Origin of the sequence: Candidatus Methanocrinis alkalitolerans, from assembly GCF_029167205.1 — an archaeon.
Classification (GTDB): domain Archaea; phylum Halobacteriota; class Methanosarcinia; order Methanotrichales; family Methanotrichaceae; genus Methanocrinis; species Methanocrinis alkalitolerans.
This window is the reverse complement of the sequence record NZ_JARFPL010000039.1, coordinates 1-20,210: the sequence shown is the minus strand read 5'-3', so window position 1 is coordinate 20,210 and position 20,210 is coordinate 1. Positions and strand designations below refer to the sequence as shown.

Annotated in this window: 12 protein-coding genes; 9 read left to right on the top strand and 3 right to left on the bottom strand. The window is 57.5% G+C overall.

All coding sequences use genetic code 11. The features are described 5' to 3' along the window. Positions 1-995: class I SAM-dependent methyltransferase (locus P0O24_RS10510; RefSeq protein WP_316969710.1), on the top strand; the 995-nt coding region annotated here is incomplete at its 5' end. A 30-nt stretch (positions 996-1,025) separates the two neighbouring features. Here P0O24_RS10510 and P0O24_RS10505 read toward each other — a convergent pair. Continuing rightward, entirely contained in the window at positions 1,026-4,196 is a 3,171-nt protein-coding gene (locus tag P0O24_RS10505; protein WP_316969709.1) for a PAS domain S-box protein, read from the bottom strand. Between the two features lie 308 nt (positions 4,197-4,504). Here P0O24_RS10505 and P0O24_RS10500 point away from each other — a divergent pair, with 308 nt between their 5' ends. The 8 genes from P0O24_RS10500 to P0O24_RS10465 all read left to right on the top strand — a co-directional run bounded on the left by P0O24_RS10500 (position 4,505) and on the right by P0O24_RS10465 (position 18,496). Then, positions 4,505-7,924 carry a tetratricopeptide repeat protein gene (locus P0O24_RS10500; RefSeq protein ID WP_316969708.1) on the top strand — a complete coding sequence of 1,140 codons (3,420 nt, stop codon included), beginning with the start codon at positions 4,505-4,507 and terminating at the stop codon, positions 7,922-7,924. Between the two features lie 46 nt (positions 7,925-7,970). After that, the gene (locus P0O24_RS10495; protein WP_316969707.1) at positions 7,971-9,410 is read left to right on the top strand and encodes a tetratricopeptide repeat protein; all 1,440 of its coding nucleotides are present in this window, start codon (positions 7,971-7,973) and stop codon (positions 9,408-9,410) included. A 55-nt stretch (positions 9,411-9,465) separates the two neighbouring features. Then, positions 9,466-10,512 carry a tetratricopeptide repeat protein gene (locus P0O24_RS10490; RefSeq protein WP_316969706.1) on the top strand — a complete coding sequence of 349 codons (1,047 nt, stop codon included), beginning with the start codon at positions 9,466-9,468 and terminating at the stop codon, positions 10,510-10,512. Positions 10,513-10,541: 29 nt separating this feature from the next. Next, the gene (locus tag P0O24_RS10485; protein WP_316969705.1) at positions 10,542-11,738 is read left to right on the top strand and encodes a tetratricopeptide repeat protein; all 1,197 of its coding nucleotides are present in this window, start codon (positions 10,542-10,544) and stop codon (positions 11,736-11,738) included. A gap of 152 nt (positions 11,739-11,890) precedes the next feature. Continuing rightward, a complete protein-coding gene (locus P0O24_RS10480; protein WP_316969704.1) occupies positions 11,891-14,365 on the top strand; it encodes a right-handed parallel beta-helix repeat-containing protein in 2,475 nt (824 codons plus the stop codon). A 73-nt stretch (positions 14,366-14,438) separates the two neighbouring features. Continuing rightward, positions 14,439-16,046, top strand: coding sequence for a right-handed parallel beta-helix repeat-containing protein (locus P0O24_RS10475; protein ID WP_316969703.1), 1,608 nt, complete (start codon positions 14,439-14,441; stop codon positions 16,044-16,046). Between the two features lie 56 nt (positions 16,047-16,102). Continuing rightward, positions 16,103-17,713, top strand: a complete 1,611-nt coding sequence (locus tag P0O24_RS10470) for a tetratricopeptide repeat protein (RefSeq protein WP_316969702.1) — start codon at positions 16,103-16,105, stop codon at positions 17,711-17,713. A 201-nt stretch (positions 17,714-17,914) separates the two neighbouring features. Then, a complete protein-coding gene (locus P0O24_RS10465) occupies positions 17,915-18,496 on the top strand; it encodes a hypothetical protein (RefSeq protein ID WP_316969701.1) in 582 nt (193 codons plus the stop codon). 38 nt (positions 18,497-18,534) lie between these two features. Here P0O24_RS10465 and P0O24_RS10460 read toward each other — a convergent pair whose 3' ends face one another. Together P0O24_RS10460 and P0O24_RS10455 are read right to left on the bottom strand one after the other, a co-directional pair. Continuing rightward, positions 18,535-19,464, bottom strand: coding sequence for a DUF1848 domain-containing protein (locus P0O24_RS10460; RefSeq protein ID WP_316969700.1), 930 nt, complete (start codon positions 19,462-19,464; stop codon positions 18,535-18,537). Next, positions 19,465-19,737, bottom strand: a complete 273-nt coding sequence (locus tag P0O24_RS10455; RefSeq protein WP_316969699.1) for a hypothetical protein — start codon at positions 19,735-19,737, stop codon at positions 19,465-19,467. Between the last annotated feature and the right edge of the window lie 473 nt (positions 19,738-20,210).

Here is a 20,210-nt window from a genome sequence, read left to right as displayed (position 1 = left end):
TGAATAGAGAGACGAGGATGAATAGAGAGACGAGGATGAATAGAGAGACGAGGATGAATAGAGAGACGAGGATGAATAGAGAGACGAGGATGAATAGAGAGACGAGGATGAATAGAGAGACGAGGATGAATAGAGAGACGAGGATTAGAGGGAAGACGCTGAAGGGAGGGGCCATGAGAGGGAGGGGGTTGAACGCCGGCCCCTCTCCCGCTGTCTCCGAGGAGGGTCGTGACCGGTTAAGTGGCCGCTTCTCCCTCGTGGGGGATGTGGCGGTGGTCTCGATCCCTCCGACATACGAAGGCGAGAAGAGAGAGATCGGAGAGGCGATCATCTCATCTCAGAAGAACGTCAAGACCGTCCTCAACAAAGTCTCAAAGCTGGAGGGGGATAGGAGGGTTGCATCCTTCGAGCTCATAGCCGGAGGCGGGACGGCGACGTGCCACCGGGAGTTCGGCTTCTCTTACAAGCTCGACGTCGCGGGGGTCTTCTTTAACCCCCGTCTCGGCTCCGAGAGGATGAGGGCGGCATCTAAGGCGAGGGCTGGGGAGATGGCGATAGTCCCCTTCGCCGGCGTCGGCCCCTTCGCCGTCCCCGTCGCCGCCGCGGGAGCGAGGGTCGTGGCAGTCGAGATCAGCCCCGAAGCATGCCGGTGGCTGGCGGAGAACGCGAGGCTGAACCGGGTCGACGGCAACGTCGACATCGTCCTTGGCGACGCCTTCGCCCTCTGCCGAGCCATGGAGGAGAAGGGCGGGGCGGCCGGGTTCGACCGGGCCGTCATCCCGACCCCCTACGGGAGGGACGAGATCCTCGACTCCATAATCCCGCTGGTGAAGCCGGGGGGCGCCGTCACCTTCTACACCTTCAAGAAACGCCACGAGATCGAGGGGCTCATCGAGGAGTTCGAGGGGCGGGGCCTGGCGGTCGAGGATCACCGCCGGTGCGGCAACGTCGCCCCAGCAGTCAACCGGTGGGCCTTCGACATGGTGAAGCTCTGAGGGCATGATATCTCTTCGGGGGGAGGTCGATTAGGAGGTTTCTAAATGAACTACCCCCCAACGATAATTCTCCCGCGGGACGGAGATCTCAAACCTCGCCCCCCGACCCTCCTCGCCGGTCTCGGATATCGTCATCCCGGTGATCCCCAGAATCTCCCGGCTGAGGAAGAGGCCGTAGCCGGTATGCCTCCCGAAGGCCTGATCGAAGATCCGGCCCTTAACATCCTCCGGTATCCCGAGGCCGTCGTCCTCGACGATGATTACGCCTCTGCCACCCCCTCCTCCACCAGCTCCAGCTCCTGCAGTCGCGCTCGCCACTGCACCTGCACCTGCTACTATTGCTTCTCCTCCTATTCCTCCTCCACCTTCGCCACCGTCCTCCGTCTCCGCGAAGGAGACCCGGATCCTGGCGACTCCTCCCCCGTGCCTTTTGGCGTTCTCCAGGAGGTTGTTGAAGACCTTCTCCAGCATCGGGTCGGCGAAGACCTCCAGGCTCCCTGTAGATACCTCGAGGGCCATCCGGATCTTGCCGATCTCCTCGATGGCGGCAGCCTCAGCCCGCCGGACGACCTCGTCGATCCGCTGCCACCTCGGGGCTTTCACCCCCATCTCCTGGTAGTTCCGGGTGAAGACGAGCTGTTTATTGATCGTCTCCGCCAGCTCCGCGATCCGATCGATGTACTTTTCGGCGGCAGGGTCGGAGGGGACGATCTCCCTCAGAAGGAGGGCGTACCCTGAGAGGGCGGTTATCTGGTTTTGGATGTCGTGCCTTGTGACGCTGCTGAGGAGGTTCAGTTTCCGATTCGCCTCCTTAAGAGCCTCCTGGTACCTCCGGATCTCGGTGATCTCCTGGGTGATCCCCACCATCCTCATAGGGAGGCCCGCCTCGTCCCTCGCCATCACCTCGCCCCGATCGTGGACCCATATCCACCGACCGTCTCTTCTCCTCAGCCGGTAGTCGATCTCGTAGTGGGGGGTTCTGCCTATGAAGTGGTCTTCCAGGGCTGCGGCCACCTTCTCGAAGTCGTCGGGATGGATCATCTTCTCCCTCTCCCGGACGGTCCCTTCCAGCTCTCCGTCCGGGCAGCCGAAGATCTCCATGAGCCTGCTGTTACGGACGACCTCCCCCGTCACCACGTTCCTGTCCCAGATACCCAGGTTCGCCCCCTCGATGACGAGCTTCAGCCTCTCCTCGTTCTCCTGGAGGGCCATCTCCGTCTCCTTGATCTCGGTGACGTCCCGGATCGATTCGATGGCGCCTGCGATATTACCATCTTTATCAAAGAGGGGCGAGGCCGTCCCCCAGACGTAAGCCCCCTTTCCGGTCCGGGGCGGGACGACGAAGGCCTCGGCGAAGAGGGTCTCCCCCTCCCTCTTGACGCAATGATAGAGCTCCTCCCGCTCTTCGTCCCTCGCGAATATCATATCTATCAGAACCGGCCTTTTTTCTCCGTAGAATACCTCGCCGTAAACGTAATCGCCCTTGCCCACGATCTCTTCCTTCCCGACGCCGGTCATCTCTTCGATCGCCCGGTTCCAGGCTATCACCTTCCTATCCGCGTCGATGACGAAGGTCGGGTCCGGGAGGAAGTCGATGATATCCATGAGCTGTTTGTGGGCGAGGATAAGCCACTCTTCCGCTCGCTTCCGCTCGGTGATATCCTGCCCCTGGATTATCGTCGCGACGACGGCGCCGTCCTTCTCCGAGCGGATATTCGCCGAGTTCCAGAGGACGATCCTGACCCCGCCGTCCTTGCAACGGACGGGTATCTCCACCGACTCCCAGCACTCGCCTTCCAGGGTGTAGGCGATCTTCGCCAGCGCCTCCTCCCTTCCTTCGTCGGGAAGGAGGATCGTCGCCTTCCTCCCGATCACCTCCCCGGCAGCATAGCCTGTCAGCCGCTCGAAGGCGCGATTGAAGCGGATGATCTTCATGTCGGGACCCCAGACCGCTATGGGGGCGTTGGCGCGGTGGAGGAGGCTCTCCAGGTAGTCCCTCGTCTCCCGGAGGGCGATCTCGGTTCGCTTCCTGTCGGTGACGTCCCGGATCGACTCGATGGCACCGACCACCTTCCCGTCATCGTCGAATAGAGGCGACGCGATCGCCCAGATGTAAGCCCCTCTACCCCCGTAGAGGTGGGGGACGTAGACCTCAGCGAAGATGGCGTCTCCCTTTCGGCGGAGGTAATCGTACTCTTTCTCTATCCCGAAACCCTCCGAAAAGATGGCGTCGATGAGGACCGGCCTCTTGAACCCGTAGAAGGGCTCGCCGTAGTCGTAGGCCCCTCTTCCTACGATCTCATCCTTGGAGACTCCGGTCATCTCCTCGACGGCCCGGTTCCACGCTATGATCCTTCTATCCTCATCTACGACGAAGGTGGCGTCGGGGAGGAAGTCTATTATCTCCTGAAGCTGGTGGTGAGCCCGGCAAAGCTCTCCGGTCATCCTCTTCTCCTCGGTGATATCCGAGAATATCGCCGCAAACTCTCCCCCCCCCATCGAGTAGGCGGATATGCAAAAATGCCTCCCTGTAGCCGGAAAATACCCCTCGAACTTCGCAGAAGATCCGGTCTCGTCGACCTTTTGGTATATCTCCAGAAATGGGGGGACAATCGACCCGAAGATCTCTGACCCCCTCTTTCCTATAGCCTCATCCGGCCCCAACCCGGTGATCTCCTCGAACTGGGGGTTGGCGTCCTTTATGACGTAGTCTACGGGGACGCCCCCAGGATCCCAGACGAGCTCGCAGAGGACGAGCCCGTCATTCATATTCTCGAAGAGGGCCCGATACCTCTCCTCGCTCTCGATGACCGCCATTTTTGTCCTCTGCCTTTCTGCCGCCTGCCGGATCTGGTGGATCAGCTCGGCGTAGAGGACCATGGGGTTTGCGTCCTTCTGGAGATAGTAGTCGGCTCCGTTGTTCAGCGCCTCGATCACCACCTCTTCGCGCCCCTTCCCCGTAAAGAGGATGAAGGGGATCTCCGACCCTCGGCTCCGGACCTGCTTGAGAAAGGATATCCCGTCCATCTCCGGCATCACGTAGTCGGAGACGATGACGTCGTAGCCGCCATCTTCCAGCCTCTCCGTCGCCTCCAAAGCCGAGACGACGGCGTCGACCTCGATATCTGCGGACCTCTCCAGGAATACCTTCGTTATCTCCAGGACAGCGGGGTCGTCGTCCACTATAAGAACTCGGATCATCCAATCTTCTCCGGCTGGTCTATCGTTTCAGAAACGGGGGTCTTTGCAATAGTTGATCCGCCATGGCTATAATGCCTTTCGGAGGGGTATGATTTAGTCGCGGGGACACCAAATTTTGGAGGCTCCATGAAGATCAGGATCAGACAGACAGTTGCGTTTAATCGAATTTGATATAAATGAAGAAGTCGAAAGGATGGTCGTCCATCGTCATCGATCCGGGGTTTGATAGTGAATTCGTCTATCGCGGGCCCCAACGGCTCTCGAGACATATGGAGCTTTGAAGTAGAAAAAAAGAGGAGTGGGATGAGATGAAAGCATATCTTGGCGTTCTGATGATGCTGTGCGCCCTCATGGGGCTTGCGGCAAGCTCGCAAGGGACAGAGTTTAAGGTCGGCTCGATGACCTTACCTCTGGCCAGCGACTACATCAGCATCACAAGCAACGCTGACCTCCTGGATTACAGAGGCAGCGGCACCGCCGATGATCCCTACATCATCGAGGGCATAAGCCTCGAAGACCACGTCGGAAATGGGATCGTGATAAAGAACACCGATGCTCATTTGCTGGTACTAAACTGTACCATGGAGAACTTAAACGGAGGATATGATGCTCTCCTTCCTGTGGGAATATATATCGACGGAGCAAAGAACGTCCGGATCGAAGATTCCAGGGTGTCAGATAGCGATATCCGGTTCTCCGGAGCCGAGAACGTTCGAATCAAAGGGGTCGAAGGGAGCGCCCTGACCTTTGACGGCGTCCTGAACGGGACGATCGAAAGAAGTTCCATCAACCACATCATAGTTCAAGCCGGGGGGACTCCCATGGTGTTCTCTGACTTTTTTGATATCGCTCCCTTGGAACTGACCAGGACACCATCTCAAAATATTCTGATTAGAGGGTGCATAGCTGGGCAGGAGATCACATTCTTCGATTCGATGGATTGCGTCGTTGAGGACTGCATCATTGGAGATAACGTCGAAGGAGGTGGCTTGTGGATCTTCGACCTCAGAAAGATCACCTTCCGAAACGTTACGGTGGTGGGCGGTATTTTGGGGCTTCACCGAACGTCGCCAGACCCGGTGAGCATGACCTTCGACGGTCTGAAGCTGGTCAGATCAGATATAGACCTCTCAGGATTGTACCTCGCAGGGCTGAGCTCTGAGGATTCCATCGACTTTTACAACAGCACCGTCGACGGGAAGGAGATCTCATCCTTCAAGGATGAAAAAGGGCTTAAGCTCGAAGGTCTCGAGTTGGGATACGTATGGCTGATGAACTGTCCAGAGGCCAGGTTGAAAGGAGTCAATGCCTACGGCATCTCCGCGATAAACTCCAGCGGCCTCATCGTGGAGGACTCTGTTATACACCAGGGAGGCATCTACCTGGCGTTCTCCAGCGACTCGACGATCTCCAACAACACCCTGATCGACTCGAGCGCCAGGACGGGAGGAATAACCCTCGGTTATGGCTGCCATAACAACACCCTGCGAGACAACTTCGTAAAGAGGGCGAAGAAGGCCGGTCCAGATTTCCTGGCATCTATGGGCGTTGACACCGCGCTATCGGATGGAGGCCATGCCATCTTCGGCAATGTTATCATGGACGCAGGGGTCGGCCTAGACGTTGGAAGAAACAGCACCATCATCGGAAATACGATAGCCAACAACGCCATAGGCCTCAGGGCATCCGACGACCACAACGAGATAGCCCATAACAACTTCATCTACAACGGGATCGACGCCCAGCAGAGGAGCACCATCGCCTGGAAGACGGTGAGCTTCGCCAACAACACCTGGGATGGGAACTTCTGGACGTCGTACCGGGGTGAGGACGAAGACGGCGACGGCGTGGGCGACGAGCCTCATATCGCGGTTTCGGTCTCTTATCCCCGGGAGCCGGTGGCGGTGGCGGAAGAGCGGGTGGTGGACAACGCTCCGATGATGGAGCCGATATCTGATCCGCAGGAAGGGAGGTTCTGGCAGAAGGAGGGGCTCGTTCTGGAGGCCATGGGCCGTGGCTCCGAGGCGGAGATCTCCTTTGCCATGGCCCGGGAGCTGGGATATGAGACGCCGCCCGCATCTTCGCTGGCTCTCACCAACGTCGTCTCCGTCGGAGAGGACGAGTTCATCGAGATGGCCAACGACGGAAAAGAGACCGAAATCTTCGAGGGGTTGATTCTGACCATCGACGACAAGGGGTCGATCGCCCTTCCAGACTTTACCCTCGAACCCGGTGAACGGATCAGGTTCCACCTCGGCGCTGGCGAGAGCAACGAGACCGACATATTCCTCGACAGCGATCTCGCCCTGGACGACCTCGCCGGAAACCTGACCCTGAAAGACTCTGCTGGAACGCTCGAAAAGTTCGCAGCCTACTGGACGCCGGAGGAGACCGCGAGAGACTGGTTCGAGAAGGGGGAGGAGCTGTCGATGAACGGCTCGACGGAGGAAGCCCTGGCAGCCTATGAGTGGGCCGTTGAACTTAACCCGGAGATCGCCGAGGCCTGGATCGGCAAAGGTTACGCCAAGAGCAGGCTCGCCTTTATCAGTAAGGACCCGGCCGGATACAACGAGTCTCTTCTCTCTTTCGAGAGGGCGATCGAGCTGAACCGGTCGCAATCTCAAGCCTGGAATGGGAAGGCCACCGTTCTATCGATGATGGAACGCTACGAAGAGGCGGTCGAGGCGTACGACGCCTCCCTGGAGATAGACCCTCATCAGCCCTGGGTCCTCGTCGGAAAGGCGAACGCGTTATGGAAGCTTGGAAGGCATGATGAGTCGATGACGGCCAGCGACGAGGCGATAGATGCCACCTCCGAGACCGTCGAGAAGGCGTTCGTATGGTTTGAAAGGGCTCATCTATTCGCGGAAGATGGCGACTACAACGGGACGGTGGAGGCTCTGAATCGGGCCACCGAGCTGGCGCCCGATGATAAGAACTTCTGGATCAACGGGGGCGTTCTCCTGTCGGCTCATCTGGGAAGGTACGAGGAGGCCCTCACCTACATCGATAGAGCCCTGGAGATCGATCCAGAATATGCCGACGCCTGGATATCCAAGGCCCAGATCCTCGGGCCCTCCTTAGGCAGGTACGACGAGTCTCTCGAAGCCTGTGAGAAGGCCCTCGAGATCGATCCTGAAGATCCCGATGCCTGGCGTTTGAAGGGCCTCATCCTCATGAACCTGGGAAGGGATGAGGAGGCTCTGGCCGCCTTAGAGGAGGCGATAGATCTCGATCCGGAAAATGGGTACACGTGGTACCTGAAAGGCGATCTGCTGCAGAATCTCGGCCGCGAAGATGAGGCAAGAGCCGCCTTCGCCAGGGCTGAGGAGCTGGGGTTCACATCGCCTCTTGAAGGGATGATCGCCATCACCGATATCGTGGCAGATGGCGAGGACGAGTTCGTCGAGATCGCAAACCACCTCGATGAGGCCGCGAACCTCAAAGGGTGGACCCTGGTCGTCGACGGCGATGAGACGAGATCAGTCGTCCTTCCCGAGTACATCCTGGAGCCCGGGGCGATGGTTCGAGTCCACTTCGGCGCGGGCGAGGACGCCGAGGCCGACCTATTCATGGAGAGTGGGATCGCCCTCGACGACGCCGCCACCAACGTCACTCTGAAGGACGAGGCCGGGAGGGAAATATCGTTTCTGGGGTTTGAAAACCTCCCGGATGGCAGAGTCGTGGGGACGAGGGGCAGCGGGGAGTTCGAGTATCAGCCTTCGTGACCATAGCCCGAAAAATATTATGGATAAGAGAGCGGAGTGGGTTGATTTGAAAGGAAAAACTGGATCGTTGGGCACGGGGACCAGCCTTGCCATAGTCTTCGCGGCTCTGGCGATGCTCTGCGCTCCCGCCGGAGCGCAGGAGGAGACCGTCGACTTTTGGATGAATAGGGCCCAGGAGCTTTACCACAACGGCTCCATCGAGGAGGCGATCTCCGCCTACGATGAAGCCCTGAATATCGATCCTGAGAACGAGACGATCCTCATCCGAAAGGCCTTCGACCTCATGTTCGTGGGAAAGATGAACGAGTCCGCCGAGATCTACGAGAAGGCCCTCGTCCTTCTGGAAGAGGGCCTCGAGGAGGACCCCGGCGATGCCAAGGCCTGGCTGAATAAGGCCCGGGTTCTGCGAAGTCTGAACAGACCTGAAGAGGCCGACCAGGCGTACGGAAAGGCCCTGGACGCCTTCGACCAGAGGATCGAGACGGACCCGAAGGACGCCGACGCATGGATGGGCAGAGCCAACGTTCTTTTGAACCTCGGCCGGTGGGAGGAGGCCTCCGAGGCCTACGACAAGGTCACGGAGCTGAAACCCCTGGACTACAACGTCTGGTGGCGAAAGGCCGAGGTAATAAGCGCCATGGGTGACATGAACGAGTCTGTGGAAGCGTACGACAGGGCCATCGAGCTGATACCCGCAAGCGACACCGCAGAGATCGCCCTGGCCTTTGCCGCCAAGAGCGAGGATCTGGCGGCTGCGGGCAGGTGGGAGGACGCCCTGGAGGCGGTCAATAAGTCTCTTGAGCTGAACCCCAAGAGCGGCACGTGGTGGCACTTCAAGGCCTTCGTTTTGACGGAGCTGGAGAGGATGGAAGAGGCTCTGACGGCCTTCGATGAGGCGATCAGGCAGAACCCCGATGACGTCGGCAGCTGGCAGTGGAAGGCGAGCCTCCTCGTCGAGATGAAGAGGTACGATGAGGCCCTGGAGGCCTACGAGGAGGCCCTCGAGCTGATATCGGAGAGCGATACGGAAACGCTGGCCCAGACCTGGCTTTCCAAGGGAACGGCTCTGAACAAGACCGGAAAGCAGGAAGATGCGACGGAGGCGTTCGCGAGGTCGCTGGCGCTTTACGAAAAGGCCATATTGGAGGATCCCGGCGACGTCGGCCTGCTCCAGATGAGAGGCAAAGCCCTCTACGAGCTCGGAAGGTACGACGAGTCCCTGGAGGTCTATGATCAAATCCTCGAATCCTCTCCAGCCATCGAGCCCTACTTAGTCGATACCAGCGCGTGGGTAGGCAGGGGCGACGCCCTGAGGGCTCTTGGCAGAAACCAGGAGGCTTTGGATGCCTACAACAAGGCCATCGAGCTAGGCCCGCATTGGAGCAATGCCTGGTACGGCAGGGGTGAATCCCAGAGGGCGCTCGGCCAAGTTTACAACGCCACCATGTCGCTTCTGGTGGCTGATAAGCTGGGGTACAAGATGTGATCCCCAGCTCAAATCTTTTGGTAATTATTGAAGACGAAAAGTGGAGTGGGTTGATGTGAAAGAAAAAACAGGACTGTTGGCGGCCTTCGGCGGGCTGCTGAGGTTTGGCGCAGGCATGAGGTCCGCTCTTGCTCTGATCGCTTTGGCGGCGCTCTGCTGCAGCAGCGCGTGGGCGCAGGAGAGGACAGCAGATGACTGGGTCAAAATGGGCGAAGAGCTGCTTTTCAACGACTCTCTGGAAGAATCGGTTGAGGCCTTCGATAAAGCGATCGAGGTCGATCCCCAGAACGCCGAAGCCTGGCGGTACAAGGCCCTCGTCCTCCGGGATCAGGGAGAGTACGATGAGGCGATCGCGGCCTTCGATAAGGCCATTGAGATCGACCCCCAGGACACCAATACCAGGGTGCAGAAGGCGAGCCTTCTCATAATAATGGGCAGGCAGGCCGAGGCCCTGGCGATATTCGACGAGTCCACAGCTGAAGTCCCGGAGGACCCAGAGGAGAGGTTCTGGCAGAGCAGCGCCTGGCGGAGCAAGGGGAACGTATTTGCCGAAAAGGGGCTCTGGAACGAGGCCCTCACCGCCTACGATCGGGCGATAGAGCTGGGCTCTGGCGACCCTCTGGCGACTTACGCCGCATGGTCGAACAAGGGGATTGTCCTCAAGGAGCTCGGGAGGTACGAGGAGGCGGTCGAGGCCTGCGATAGGGCCCTGGCTGCCTACAACGAGAGCCCCGCCATGATCGGCGGCGAGCCCTGGCTCTGGAAGGGCGAGGCTCGGGAGGGGCTCGGGAGGCTCGATGAGGCGGCCCTGGCTTATGAGCAAGCGGCTGCGGCCTTCGAGCTCGACACCTCCGCATATCCGGAGATAGCGAAGTTTTGGAAGTTCAAGGCCGATGCTCTGGAGGGGATGGGCAGGCATGAGGAGGCGGCCGCATCCTACGAAAGGGCGGTCGAGGCCTTCGAGGTGGAGATCGAGACCCACGCCGAGTCTTCAAACGTCTGGAGGTATCAGTGGATGGGCGAGTCCCTGGAGGCTCTCGGCCGCGATTCTGAGGCGGAGACGGCATACGCCAAGGCCGGGGAGCTGGGGTATGTAGGCTGACCCCAGCTCATCACATTTTATGCTAATTTTTGAAGGACGAAAACGTGGAGTGGGTTGATGTGAAAGGAAAAATCGGATCGTTAGCTATCCTGGGCGGGCCGTCGAAGTCGGGCGTGGAAACCAGGCTCACCTTGGCCTTTACGGCTCTGGCAGTGCTGAGTCTGGCTGCCCTCGGCTTTTGCGCCGCTTCCCAAGAAGATACGGCAGACTATTGGGTCAAGAAGAGCGAGGAGCTTTTCGTCAACGGCTCTTACGACGAATCTGTCCAGGCCTTAGATAAGGCCCTGCAGATAGAGCCGGAGACCGCCAACCTTTGGCAGACCAAAGGCTCGTTATTGGCGCTCATCGGCATGGAGGACGAGGCCCTTATAGCCTATCAAAGGGCCCTGGATCTCTTCGACCTGACCATCGAGGGGAACCCTGAAGATGCTGAAGCCTGGTTTCTCAAAGCCCATCTCCTCGGATCGATGAACCGCCTGGAAGAGGCCGTCAAAGCCTACGATGAGGCCATCGAGCTCATCGAGCTATTCCCTCAGGAGAATACGGGCTCCTTTATCGCATGGTCGGCCTGGAGGAGTAAAGCAGATGTTTTGATGCAGCTTGGAAGATACGATGAATCCATTGAGGCTTATGACAGGGCAATAGTGCAGACACCCGCCAACGATACCGAGCTGCAGGCCGTTGTCTACAGCACCAAGGGTATATCACTTAACAATCTTGGCAGATTCGAGGAGGCCCTCGAAGCCTACGATAAAGCCCTGGAGATCTCTGACGAGGGATCTCACGCATACCTGCCCACCCTGCAAAACAAGGGAATGCTCCTATTGGAGATGGGCAGTTACGAAGAGGCGATCGAGACCTTTGATGAAGTCATCGAGATGGACCCGGGCTTCGCGGGTTGGTACGGCAAAGGCAAGGCTCTGAAGGCTCTGGGAAGGTACAACGAGTCCATCGTAGCCTTCGATAAATCTCTCGAGCAGTATCCCGATAATCCCTTGGTCTGGGTAGATAAAGGTGAAGTGCTGCAGGCATTGGGAAGTCACGAAGAGGCCTTGAGAGCTTATGACGAAGCCATCGAAACCGCAAGATCTTCGCCATTTTTCATAGATGAAGGGACGTCGGCCAAAGCCTGGCATAACAAAGCCCTTTCTCTGAAGGTGCTGGGCCGCGATTCTGAGGCTGATGACGCCTTCGCCAGGTCCAGGGAGCTGGGGTACGAGGGGTGATCTCTAGCGAAAACTTAATAATCGTTCTTGAAGCTTAAATAAAAGTGGAGTGGGTTGACGTGAAAGAAAATACCGGATCGTTAGCGGCCCCTGGTAGGCCGTTGAATTATGGTGCGGGGACCAGTCTTGCCCTGCTCCTTGCGGTTCTGGCGATGTTCTGCGCCCCAGCCATGGCCCAGGAGAGCGCCAAGGGGAACGAGATCAGCCAATTACATGGAGAAACGATAAGGGTTCCCGGTGATTATTCTGGAATCCAGGAGGCCATCGATGCCGCCAGTCCCGGAGATCTTATAGTGGTCGACGGCGGCATCTACCGCGAGAACGTAAACGTGACAAAACGGTTGACCTTGCGCGGCCTGAAAATGCCCGTTGTGGATGCCGGAGAAAACGGCAGCGCCATTATCGTCTCTGCAGATGGCATAGTTCTTGAGGGTTTCAGTCTGAAGAACAGCGGCGTCGGAACGGTACAGCCGGCAGGCATCACTGTTAGGTCCAATGACAACACCATCTTGAATAACACAGTTACCGACAACTGGAATGGCATCTCCCTCTACGATTCGTCGGGCAACATCGTCAAGGATAACCAAGCTTCGTATAACACGTGGGCCGGAATCTACCTGGAGAACTCGACCAATAACGTCATCGCCAACAACAACTTCAGCTCCAACGCCGGAAGGGGCCTGATCCGGAGCGGGTTTGCAGGTATTAAACTGTGGAACTCCAGCCACAACACCATCATCGAAAACCTCGTCAAGGACAACCCCCATTTTGGGATCGAACTCGAGTACTCCGGGGAGAACATCATCGCAGAAAACGACTTTTACCAAAACCAAGGAGTCGGGATTCGCTTCTGGGCCTCCAATAACAATTCCATCTCGGGCAATCGAGCTCTAGATAATCAGCTATCTGGAATAGAGCTGCAGGACTCTGAAAATAACACCATCGCCGGCAATTACGCTGGCGGCAACCGAGGTCGCGGAATCTTTCTGACGTCCTCCCAGAACAACTTCATCTACAACAACTGTTTCGCCGACAACAACGAGTACGACGCCTACGACGACGGGACGAACCGCTGGGATGACGGCAAAGTTGGAAATCACTACGGCGATTTCATCGAAGGATGTAAGGATGAGGACGGGGACGGCATCTGCGACGAAGCATATGAGATTTTCGGCGGCTCGAATCTGGACGGACATCCCCTGGTTCGCTGTGACATCCCGGTCTCTGCTCCGAAACCGGCCCCTCAGACTGGCGGAGGGGCAACATACAGGGTCTGCGCCGAAGGTTGCGATTTCGCCAGCATCAATGAGGCGATAGTAGCTGCAAGCCCAGGTGACCTGATCGAGGTTTGCAGCGGCACTTATCTGGAAACGGTTAACGTCACCAAGCCCGTGATCCTCAGGGGCGTGGAGACGGGCGGCAAGATGCCGGTCATCGATGCAAGACAAAAAGGCAGCCCCATAAAGCTCTCCGCCGACGGCGGGGTCGTAGAAGGGTTTCATGTCACAAACTCCTCTGGCAAGGGAGTATTCAGCGGAAGCTATGTTGACGCCGGCATAATGGTGAACTCGGAGGGCAACACCATCAGGGGCAACGTCGCCACTAACAACAGCTATGGCATCATAGTCGCATCCGGCAACAACACTCTTGCATCGAACAACGCCAGCGGCAACCGTGGCGGCATCCTTCTTTCCAGCATCAGCCCCTCTGATATCACGGGCGGGAACGTCCTGGAGAGGAACGTCGCCGACTATAACGTAGTCGGCATGATCATCAGCTTCTCCGGAGGCAACATCCTCCGAAACAACTCCATGTCCGGCAACTATCTCAACTTCGGTTACAACGGCTGGGGGGACGATGCTACAGCCACCAACGATATCGACGCCAGCAACCTTGTAAATGGTAGAAGGATCTACCACCTGGTGAACGTCTCTGATGCGGTTATAGATTCGTCATCCAACGCGGGAACGGTCTACTGCATCGGCTGCCATAACATAACCGTCAGGGATTCAGTGCTGGAGAAGAACATGGAGGGAGTATTCTTAACCAACACCAGCAACTCCAGGATAGAGGGCAACGTGATCGCCAACAACACCAGGGGGATCCATCTCAACTACCACTGCTACAACAATTCGATCAGGAGCAACATCGCTATAAACAACGCTGAGTCGGGGGTCTATCTTCACGGCTCTGATGATAACGTAATCGAGAGAAACGAGCTGACGGAGAGCTGGTCCGGCATCTACCTGAGCAACTCTGCTGGAAACACCATAAGAGCAAACGAGATCAGAGACAACAGGAACGCGGGCATGGGCATCATCGGATCCGACGATAACGCCGTCTACCTCAACAACTTCATTAACAACTCCAACAACATACAATCGAGCAGCTCTTCAAACAAGTGGAACTCGACAGACGTTCTGATGTACACGTATAAGGGCTCGAGCTTCGACGGTTACATCGGAAACTTCTGGACCTACTACAAAGGGAGGGATGCCGATGGAGATGGCATAGGTAATACGCCTTACTTGGTCGGGGCTGACAAGGACAACTATCCACTGATGGAGCCGATCGAAAATTATGCCGTAGTTTCAAAGGAGTTCGGTGGAGTGGGGGTTGAGAGATGAAATCGTTTATGGTTTTGTTGTCATCTTCGAATGACAAAACGAGGAGTTGATTTAGATGAGAGTACTTTTTAGTATGCTGATGGTGCTGTCTGCCCTCACGGGGCTTGCGGTAGGCTCGCAATCGACAGAGTTTACGGTCTCCTCCATGACCTTCCCTCTGGCGAGCGACTACATCAGCATCAAAAGCAACGCGGACCTCGTGGATTACAGAGGCAGCGGCACCGCCGACGATCCTTACGTCATCGAGGGCATAAGCCTCGATGATCACGTAGGTAGCGGCATCGTGATAAAGAACACCGACGCTCATATCCTGATAAGAAACTGCACCCTGGATGATCTAAGCGGGGGATATGAGTATCTGGATCGCGTATCTGTGCGTGTTGATAACGCCAAGAACGTGCGAGTAGAAGATTGCAGCGTTGAAGGGGTTGAAGTCGAGGATGCAGAGAATATGCGCTTCGAAGATTGCACAGGCGAACACATAAGCTTCAGTGGTGTCAAAGATGGCACAATCAAGAATAGCAGGATTAGAAGCGTCTTAGTTCAGCAGATAATGACGCCAGATCCCTTTACGGAGGGATCATTCGATCCATTTAACGTAACCATCAAGCCGTCCCAAAATTGTCTGATAACGAGCTGCAGCTCTTTTGAGATCGTCTTGCTCAGCGTTGAAAATTCTGCAGTGGAGGGTTGTCATGTGGAGGATGGGTGGCTTATGGCCTTCAGCCCTGTCGACGTCATCTTCCGCGATAATGAAGTGGTGAACGCCACCCTGGAGATGAACATGCCCTCCAACGCAACATTCGAGAATATGACGCTGGTCGAGCCAAGGATAAGCTCGGCGGGATTCAGCTCAGAGCATTACGCTTTAAACTTGAAGAATAGCACCGTCGATGGAAAAGAGGTCTTTTACTATGAGAACCAGAGAGGATTAGAGCTCAAGGATCTGGACGCTGGCTACGTCTGGCTGGTGAACTGCCCCGAATCCAGAATAGAAGCGGTCGAAGCGTTTGGCATCTTCGTGGTAAACTCAAGTGATGTGACGATAGAGGGATCGAAGATAGATCAAGGCGGAATCCATCTCGCCTTCTCAAGCGACTGCTGGATCTCCAACAACACCGTGAACAATTCGAGAGCTAGAGAAGGTATCAAGTTGGACGTTGGCTGTAGCAACAATACCTTGCGCCAAAACGTCGTAACGAAGAGCGGGAGATACTATGCAAGTGGCATTATGTCCTCAGGAATCGACACATCATCCTCTGAGGGCCATAACACGATCTCCGGCAACGTGGTCACGAACGCCGGGGTCGGCCTCGACGTTGGGAGAAAGAACACCATCATCGGAAATACGATAGCCAACAACGCCATAGGCCTCAGGGCATCCGACGACCATAACGAGATAGCCCAGAACAACTTCGTCTACAACGGGATCGACGCCCAGCAGAGGAGCACCATCGCCTGGAAGGATGTGAGCTTCGCCAACAACAGCTGGGACGGAAACTTCTGGACATCGTACCGGGGCGAGGACGAAGACGGCGACGGCGTGGGTGATACGCTACATGTGGTGCCAGCCGGATGGCCCTCGTCAGGGGAGGCGGAAGCGGTGGCGGAGGAGCAGGTGGTGGACAACGCTCCGATGATGGAGCCGATATCTGATCCGGTGGGGGTGGATTCGAATTGAATCAAGAAGGAACCCCTCCGAGTTTGAGATCTCTGGCCAAGTTTGCCCTCGTTCTGATGTTGATCTCCACACTCTGGACGACCGCTCTGGCCCAGGATCTGACCGTCGACGTCTGGCTTAACGAAGGCCACGAGCTCCGCGAGAGCGGGCATTACGAGGAGGCCCTCGGCGCCTACGAAAGAGCCATCCAGCTGGACCCGGAGAGTGCTGACGGTTGGATGGGAAAAGGTGACGTCCTCAAGGCCCTATTCAAGAACGACTCGGATCTGTCGGCCCCGCCCGAGGCGGTGGGGTACGACCTCTATTATGCAGACTACTGGTCTTGGAGAGCGACGACCCTATCCACCATGCGGAGGGTGGAAGATGCCAGAGGTGCCTACGAGGTGGCTGTCGAGCTTTATGACGAACGTCTCCAGGAGAACCCGGAGGATATAGACTCTTGGCTGAACAAGGGGAAAGCCCTCACCAACCTCGCCTTCATGGCCGACTTTTTCGGTGATGGCGAGAAGAATGGCACAGAGCTGAATGAAGAGGCTCTTTTGGCCTACGACAGGGCCATCGAGCTGGACCCTCAGAACTCCAGAGCCTGGTCTGCCAAAGGCATGGCCTTGAGCGACGAGAGCGAGCGGCTTGGGGCGTACGACGAGGCTATCAAGCTGGATCCGGAGAACGTCGAAGCCTGGACGTACAGGGGGTTTGCCCTCGTCAATCTGGCCGCTAAAACAAATAACGATAGCCTCTATGAAGAGGTTGTGGCCTCTTACGACAAGGCCCTGGAGGTTGAGCCGGACCCCAGGACTTGGATGGACAAGGGCCACCTCCTGCTGAAGATGGGCAGGAGCAATGAATCCCTGGAGGCCTTCGACAGAGCCATCGAGCTGACGCCTGCCAACGAAACGAGCAAGCAGGCCTACTTTTGGAGGGTGAAGGCGGTGTTCCTTGACGGGATCGATAGACCAACGGAGGCTGCCGACGCTTACAACGAGACCCTCCGGCTCTATGGGCTGAACCCGGAGGACTCGGATGCGTGGTCCAGCAGCGGCTACATCTTGATCCGGATGGGCAGATACGACGAAGCCGCGGATGCTCTTGACAGAGCCATCGAGCTGATCCCCACCGACGATACCGAGAAGCTCGCGTTCTTCTGGCTGAAGAAGGCCTTCGCTCTCGAGGCGATGAACAGATCGGAGGAGGCCGAGGAAGCTTACGACAAGGTCCTCGAGCTGAATCCGGAGGATCCCCGAGGTTGGCGGGGCCGGGCCGGCGGACTTCTGAACTTGGGCAAGAACGAGGAGGCTCTGGCGGCTTACGAGAGGGTCATCGATCTGAACCCTCCCCAGTCGGAGATCTTGATCGGCGCCTGGAGCGGCAAGGCCAGGGCGCTGAAGGCTCTGGACAGATACGACGAGGCCCTGGAGGCCCTCGACAAAGTCATCGAGCTGGGTTTCGTCCCCTTCTTTGCCACCGAGGAGAAGGGCGATCTTTTCATGGAGCTGGAGAGGTATGATGAGGCGCTTGTGGCCTACCAAGCGGCGATAGACCTCTATCCGCTGGAGGGGAGGTTCTGGCAGAAGAAGGGGCTCGTTCTGGAGGCCATGGGCCGCGGCTCCGAGGCGGAGATCTCCTTTGCCATGGCCGGGAAGCTGGGGTATCGGGATTTGGGTTGATTTGGGCTGACCCCAGCTCGCATAAGAGCTAAAACCAGATCCTGGGGGAATACCTCAGAAACCCGGGCTCCGGGCCGAAGCCGCGATGGTTGGGCGAGATCTTCGAGGACGATACGCCTCGTTCACGAAGTCCGACCAAAACTTCAATTTTTGCGGATTTCGGCCGGATGGTTCGGGCCGGCTTTAGGGGAGGCCAGATCGATGAAGACGCGGATCTGTTTACTGATAGCCTTTCATATCTCCGCCTGCTATGCGGTAGCGGTTTCTGATCTATCGAGCACCTGGCTGATCGGCTTCGAATTAGAGGGCGGAAACGACGTAGGACCTCTGGCTGGCGGCAGCGTCGCCTCCATCTCCGAAGCCGGCTCCACCCTTTGCGGAAGATCGACCCTCGGCGGAAGAAACGACGGCTTTCTGATAGGCCTGGCGGAGGGGAGGAGCATCGACATCGCCATCACATTTCGTCGCAGCCCCGTCATCTTTGTCAGGCTGGTGGGCGGTTTTGACGCTGGCGAAATGCGGGGCAGATTTTCCGCCTACTCCTCCGACGGGGATTTCTGGATGGGAAATTTTTCGGCGAGGCGGGCTGGCCCTGGTGAGGGTCGTGCGAGCTACGCCGAAGACGCTGACCTGGCTCCAAAGCCCACCGTCTTCATAGATCCGGAGGCGATTTGGAGCGAGCAGCAGGGCAAAGAAAGGAGAGACGCCTTCGATATCTACTACTCCAGAGATACGGTTCTCATGTGCAGAAACAAGCCGATGATCTGGCAGTGGTGGCTCTAGCGGGGGCGGAGCAGGCTTGGATCGGATGGAGCTTGAACTTAGAAGAGGGTCGTCTGCCCCTTCGCCTCCGGGGACGGGGCCGCCGCCTCCCCCGGCCCCCCTAGGAACTCGCCCTCGGGATCGTGGCTCACCCGCCTTCTCAGGGCGAGGTCCCGCCGGAGGACGGCGTAGCAGAAGGCGCAGCCTGCGGGGCAGGTGTCGTACTCGCCGATGTCGACGGCCTCGTAGCAGCCGCACTCCGGCCGCTTCCCCTTCAGCCGGGCCCGGATCGGCCGCCCTCCGATGGCGGCCAGCCTTCGGGCGTCGACGCACCGGGCGGCCTTTGCGCCAGGAACGATGTACTTTCGCTGGGAGCAGACGGAGAGGCTCATGCCGTGGGATTTTGCTATCTCCACCAGCCGGGCTGCCAGGTCCAGCTTCGCCCCGTCGGGGGGGTCCATCCAGGTGAAGCCGAACTTTTGAGCCGCGAGGTCGAGGTTGCGCGCCGCCTTACGGTAGATCGTGGCGAAGGAGATCACCACCTCGTCGGTCGCCCCCTCCAGGGCGGAGGCGAGGTGCTCGAAGTTTCGGACGTGGAACTCCGGCGGCGTCAGGGAGGTGAAGAGGATCGGGTCGTACCGCCAGACGGCGGCCTTCGGCCCGAAGGCGTTGGCGACAGCCCTGATCTGCCGGACCGCCTCGGTGGCGCCGACGGCCGCGGGCTCCAGCTCCTTTGGATAGCAGGTGACGGTCTGCTGGACGACGAAGGGGCGGCCGAACTGCGCCACCCTCGAAAGCCTGCTTTCGAAGGGGCCGAGGTTTCTCGTCCAGAAGACGAAGCCGTCTACGTCCTCGGGCAGGAGGCTGACGAGGCGGACCTGGCGGTTGTACGGATTGGCGACGGAGCAGTACCCGGCCTCGAGCCTCCTCTCGAACCACTCGCCGTAGAAGGCGGGGATGTCCGTTCTGTAACTGGCGGAGATGATCATTTATCTCATCTTGCAGCTCTTCTTGTAGTGGGGGCACCTCTCGTTGGTGCAGACGTTCTCGCGGGTTAATGCGACGAGCTCGACGTGGAGGAGGTCGAGCCGCTCCTGGAGGTCGGGGGCGAGGCCGGCGAAGTCGGGCCCGGCGACGATCTCGCCGATCCTCTCCCTCAGCTCCACTGACCGCATCCAGTCGCCGTGAAGGGAGGAAAACTCCCGCTCGAGGTCGGAGACGATTTTGCTCCAGGTCAGGGGATCACGCTCCGGTTCATGCAAAAGGGGGTTTAAGGCTCCTTGATATACATAATCTGCGATCTACTATGACGGCGATAGGGGATGACTCTTGAAACTCTTGGGTGATTGGGTTGGGAATAGATGGAGTATGGGGGCTACTGACTTTCTAAGAGCTAGCGTTTATACCCTAAAACGCTAACTTTTAGGAAGTTGAGGCCGAATTCCAGAAATGGCGGCGAACTTGAAAGCGGAATTGATGCCGATTTTCGTTTGGGTCATACGGGACTGTATCATATTCAATCGAATGTTTTAGGTGATAAATCTAATGTGATAAAAATGAAAACAGGCGATGAATTTTGAGTTGAATGATTTTCTGGTAGTGAACCATCAGTGAGTTGATGTTATTTATACTATTACGTTCTATCTCATTGTGGGTGTAGCAAGATGGGTCGAAGAGGTCCAAAACCTGGATTCAATGATGTTGCATGTTCTAACGAGGATTGTGACTTGTACGG